6 protein-coding genes are annotated in these 4,986 nt (G+C 60.8%); 5 read left to right on the top strand and 1 reads right to left on the bottom strand.

The window, feature by feature from the left end:
- Positions 1-434 precede the first annotated feature (434 nt).
- The 3 genes from KGA82_RS27140 to KGA82_RS27130 all read left to right on the top strand — a co-directional run bounded on the left by KGA82_RS27140 (position 435) and on the right by KGA82_RS27130 (position 2,031).
- Positions 435-836 (top strand): hypothetical protein, encoded by a 402-nt coding sequence (locus KGA82_RS27140; RefSeq protein ID WP_223453168.1) that lies wholly within the window; start codon positions 435-437, stop codon positions 834-836.
- A 205-nt stretch (positions 837-1,041) separates the two neighbouring features.
- A complete protein-coding gene (locus KGA82_RS27135) occupies positions 1,042-1,320 on the top strand; it encodes a DUF3303 domain-containing protein (protein WP_008043696.1) in 279 nt (92 codons plus the stop codon).
- A 258-nt stretch (positions 1,321-1,578) separates the two neighbouring features.
- On the top strand, positions 1,579-2,031 hold the full coding sequence (locus KGA82_RS27130; RefSeq protein ID WP_008034751.1) for a cupin domain-containing protein: 453 nt from the start codon (positions 1,579-1,581) through the stop codon (positions 2,029-2,031).
- Between the two features lie 75 nt (positions 2,032-2,106).
- On the opposite strand, the gene KGA82_RS27125 is transcribed toward KGA82_RS27130, so the two are convergent.
- A complete protein-coding gene (locus KGA82_RS27125) occupies positions 2,107-2,808 on the bottom strand; it encodes a tellurite resistance TerB family protein (RefSeq protein ID WP_223453167.1) in 702 nt (233 codons plus the stop codon).
- 989 nt (positions 2,809-3,797) lie between these two features.
- Here KGA82_RS27125 and pcsA point away from each other — a divergent pair.
- Together pcsA and KGA82_RS27115 are read left to right on the top strand one after the other, a co-directional pair.
- Positions 3,798-4,520 carry a phosphatidylcholine synthase gene (gene pcsA / locus KGA82_RS27120; protein WP_008028178.1) on the top strand — a complete coding sequence of 241 codons (723 nt, stop codon included), beginning with the start codon at positions 3,798-3,800 and terminating at the stop codon, positions 4,518-4,520.
- A gap of 3 nt (positions 4,521-4,523) precedes the next feature.
- Positions 4,524-4,910 carry a DUF488 domain-containing protein gene (locus KGA82_RS27115; protein ID WP_223453166.1) on the top strand — a complete coding sequence of 129 codons (387 nt, stop codon included), beginning with the start codon at positions 4,524-4,526 and terminating at the stop codon, positions 4,908-4,910.
- Positions 4,911-4,986 lie beyond the last annotated feature (76 nt).

Below are 4,986 nucleotides of genomic sequence, written 5' to 3'. Positions count from 1 at the left end.
GATTTTCACCACTCATCAGGCCGAGCGTTAGCTCGCCTTCAGCTTTTGATCTGAGCGCCCCCTCGAGAGGCCGAGTGGAGGTTCTGCGCAGTGGGCAACCCGGCATGGATGCCGGGTTAGCCGCGCACGGCCATGGATGGCCGATCGCGGCGGGCCCACGGAGCAGGACCGGAGCGAGGGCATGGCGAGCCTTAGCGAGCCACCGAACGAAAGGGGCAAGAGCCCTTGGTTACTTGGGGCTTTTCCAAGTGACTCGCCGTAAGGGCGAAACCAATAGCGGCCATAACCGCAGAAATGGATATGTACACCTGAAAGAAAATAGTCGCCGGATAGACCGCTATCGCCGGCAAGCCAGCTCCTACAGGGGCCGGGTACATCCGCAAGAGTCGGGGCATATGGGCAAACACACAAAGGGCGCTCTATGATTGACCCCTATGACCACGTCGATGCCGATCCGCCAACCCTGCCCGCCCGGTGCCTGCAACTGCGAGCGTGAACCGCTGCTGGAAAAAGCGGGCGCGGACCTGCGCATCCTGTTCCTGACCCGCGCCGAGGAAAAACGCCTGCTCGACCGCCTGGAAAATCTCCAGAGCCTGAGCGACCTCGAACGGCTGCAACAGCGGATGTTCGAACAACTGGGCATCCGGGTCGAAATCGCCCCCGGCTTCAACGAAGTCCGCACCATGCGCGGCATCGCCATCTCCATCGGCGAATTGCCGGGGCTGTGCCGCAAAACCCGCCAGGCGATCCCGGCCGCGATTCGTCGCGGGCTGGAGAAACGTCCGGAAATCGCCTACGAACTGCTCAACGCCAACGACCTGCTGCGCGACGCTTGACGGCTGAATGCCCCCCAACACTCCCGAATGCCACGAAAGAGGATCAGCGGTCGTACGCAAATCCCGGCGCGCTGCTATGCCTTCTCAAAGGGAGAAAGACATTCAAGCCCGTCAGGATGAAGCGGGAAACAGGCGTGACCGTGGTCCCGGCGCCAGCCAGGTGCGCGAAGAGCAACAGGTGCCAATCCCTATCAGGAGGTGGCAGATGTTATTCATGGTCAGTTGGTCAATCAGTCCGCAAAACCGCAACAGCGCGATCAAGCGCTTTCTCGAGACCCAAGGTGCCCCGCCCCCCGGCGTCAAGATGCTCGGGCGCTGGCATGCCGTCGGTGGCTCGAGCGGTTTTGGCATCGCGGAAACCGACGATGCCGTACAGATTCAAAAATGGGTGCTGCAATGGAGTGACCTGATGAGCATGGAGGTTCATGCGGCACTCACCGATGAGCAGGCTGGGCCGCTGCTGGCGGCGGCTGTCAGCAAGTAATAATCGTCGTGGCGGCGAGTCTTGCTCGCCGCCACGACGCAGGCGCTCTGTCAGCGTCAGGCTTTAGATCCTGCTACGTCTTCATTCCCACCCGCCACCGCACCTCGGCAGTGATTGCCTGAGCAGCAGAGCGAAACGCCGGGGGAAAATTCAATCGGGGTTGAAACTGCCCTGACAGACGGACAGATGGCCGGGCACTGGGCACGCCGGCAAGTGAATATACTCAGCGGGAGTGGACACATCCTCCGGAGAGCAATCATGCGAACGGTTCACGTCATCACCCCCGAAAAAACCCCGGGGCCGGTCAATGTGGTGGGTGAGGCGATCACGGTTCTCGCCGGCGGCGATCTGAGCAAACCCTTTGAAATGCACATTCAGGAAGGCGTGCAAGGGGGCGGGCCGCCACTGCATTTCCATCCGTGGGACGAGGCTTTCTACGTTACCGACGGGCAGGTCGAAGTGACGGTCGAGGGCAAGTCCACCACCGTTTCTGCCGGCGGCTACGTGCATATTCCCGGTGGGTCGATCCATGCCTACAAAAACATCAGCGCGACCGCGAGGATGATTGGCGTGGTGTCCGACCCACGCGGCGGCCAGTTTTTTACGGCGGTGGACCGGCTGAGGGTGCCGGAGGATTTGCCGCGAATCCTGGAGATTGCCGAAGCGCACGGGGTTACGTTTCTGATTCCGAAATCACCGCAGCCCCTGTAGGAGCCAGGCTTGCCGGCGAAGGGGCCTGTCAGTACGCCTTCGCCGGCAAGCCTGGCTCCTACAAAAAGCTATCAGTCAAACCGCGCCACCTTTGGCCTGCTGCTCCAGATGCACCTGCAAATCCGGATCTATCTGCAACGCCGCCGCCAGCTCATCCAGGTAGCTGCGCTCGGCGTCTTGCTGATCGTCCACCAACATCACGCTGGCCAGGTACATTTCCGCCGCAATCGCCGGGTCCGTCGCCGACTGCGCCACATCCGCGGGATCCAGCGGCCGGGCGACTTCATCATCCAGCCATTGCTGCAGTTCCGGGTCATCGGTATGGCGGCCGATTTCAGTGCTGATCATTTGTTTCTCGGCGTCGTCGATCCGGCCATCGGCCTTCGCCGCCGCGATCAATGCGCGCAGGACCGCGTGGCTGTGGTCCTCGACTTCCGGGCCGGAGAGCAGATCCACGGTGCGCGGCGCCTGTTGCGGCGCGGCCGCCTGGCTGCTTTGCCAGGCCTGATACGCCTGAAAAGCCATCATCCCCAGGGACGCCAACGCTGCGTAGTTGGTGCCCCCACCCGAGCGAGGCTGGGTCGCGCCACCCATGGCCGAACCGCCGCCCAGCAAGCCCCCGAGCAAACCGCCCAACCCGGCGTTTGCACCGCCACCGCCGCCTAACAGGCCACCGAGTAACCCGCCAAGACCGCCTTGAGGTGCGCCGCCACCTTGCTGCGTCATCGAGCCCTGGCCGGCTCGCAAGAGTTGTTCGAGCAAATCGCTGGTGTTCATGACGACGTCCTCATCGGTTGGAGTTATCCAGTCAGGCAACGATAGTCCTCGTACGCCGTTGCGCCATTACCGTTTGGCTGACTTCGCTGTCTGTGGTGTTCAAGCGTTTGGGGGTATATCCATTGTTTTGCTGATGACGGCTGGCGATCTCGCCCTTACGGCGAGTCACTTTCGAAAAGCGGAACGTGAGCTAACGCTCGGCCTGATGAGTGGCGAAAATCAAAAGCGTACGCGATTCCCTGTAGGAGCCGGCTTGCCGGCGAAAAGCGTCGGGGCAACGCGTTCATTCAGACAGCACGCGTTATCGTTCACGTCCATCGCCAGCAAGCCGGCTCCTACAGTTGATTGGTGCCATGACCAATTACCGCGTCTGCTGCTGTTGCTTTGCTTTGCTTTGCTTTCGATCTTGATCTGCCCCGTCGGAAGGCCGAGTGGAGGTTCTGCGCAGTGGGCAACCCGGCAAGGATGCCGGGTTAGCCGCCCCCGGCCATGGATGGCCGATGGCGGCGGGCCCACGGAGCAGGACCGGAGCGAGGGTATGGCGAGCCTTGGCGAGGCACCGTACGTCAGGGGCAAAGCCTTTTGGTTCCTTTTTGGCGTTTGAAAAAGGGACTCGCCGTAAGGGCGAAACCAATAGCCGCCGTTACCGCAGGAATGGATATGTACTCCCTCAAAAAAATCGCCGCCTGACACACAGCCATCGCCGGCAAGCCGGTCTCACTCCCAAAATGGTTTCGGGTACACCCGCAAGATCAGGCCGGCCATCCCCCCCAGAATGGACGCAAGCGCAGTACGACAAAGACATTCCCCCTCGGTGAAGGATTTCATACCCAACACCACAGTATTTTTTGACGACCCAGCTAAGATTTACAGACGGTGAACCTTATTCCCGGATTTCCGGTCGATACCTGCAACCCGACCCGGTTCGCCACCGCCCCCGATCAACGAGGGTGATGACTGGCTTGCTTCACTTTCTGGAGAACGCCCCCGTGATATCCACCCTACACATCGCCAGGCTCAAAGCATGGGGCGCCCATGGTTTTACCGCCACTGGCGTAGTCACAGCCTTCCTCGCCACCCTCGCCCTGCTGGAAAACCAGCCCACCAATTGCCTGCTGTGGCTGGGCGTCGCGCTGATCGTCGACGGGCTCGACGGCGCACTGGCGCGCAAGGTCAATGTGCAGTCGGTGTTGCCAAGCTTCGACGGTTCGATCCTTGACCTGGTCATCGACTACCTGACGTACGTGTTTATCCCGGCACTGTTTATCTATCGTTACATCCCGTTGCCGGACTACACCCTGCTGCTGACCGTGTCGCTGATTCTGGTCTCGTCGCTGTTCTGCTTCTGCAACGTCAACATGAAAAGCAAAGACAACTACTTCCAGGGCTTCCCCGCCGCGTGGAACGTGGTTGCGTTGTGCCTGTACATCATCGCCCCGTCGCCGTGGATCACCCTGCTCACCGTCATCGGCCTGGCGTTGCTGACCGTGACCCGGATGAAATTCCTGCACCCGTTTCGCGTGCGCCGGTTCATGCCGATCAACATCGCCGTGACGGCCATCTGGTTGCTGTGCAGCTTGTCGCTGGTGATCAACCATCCGGTGATCAACCCGATGGTCATGGGGCTCTGGTTGCTGATGTCGGCCTACTTTCTGGGGATTTGCATCTGGCGCACGGCGATGGAGTGGTTTGACGGCTCGCGGCACCCATAAGCCATGCCAATTCATATCGTACGACTCGGCTCACCGCGCCTGCCCGATGAAGGCCTTCGGTTAGGCACCGTACGCCGCCCGCCTCGTGGCGTGCCGAAGGCTGAGTTTGCCCGCCGGGATTTTTATGATGTGTGGCAACCGCTGCTGTCGCCCAGCGCTGAATTAGTCGCCGAAGCCAAGGCGGCGGCAGATGAAAAAACCTGGGAGGGCTTCAAGCGCAAGTTCAAGGCTGAAATGAATCAGCCTGCGCCCAGCCAGTTGCTGGATCTGTTGGCAGCCCTCTCCCATCACACCTCGCTGGCCGTCGGCTGCTATTGCGAAGATGAAGCGCACTGCCATCGCTCGGTATTGCGCGAACTGCTGGAAGCACGCGGCGCCAAGGTTATTTAAATCCCACCCACCTGTAGGAGCCGGCTTGCTGGCGATGGCGTTCTGTCAGTCAAACTAATTAGTCACTGGACGGACG

It is taken from the genome of Pseudomonas sp. BF-RE-22 (genome assembly GCF_019956155.1).
Lineage (GTDB): Bacteria > Pseudomonadota > Gammaproteobacteria > Pseudomonadales > Pseudomonadaceae > Aquipseudomonas > Aquipseudomonas migulae.
The sequence above is the reverse complement of the archived record's forward strand: the minus strand, read 5'-3'. Positions and strand labels throughout refer to the sequence as shown.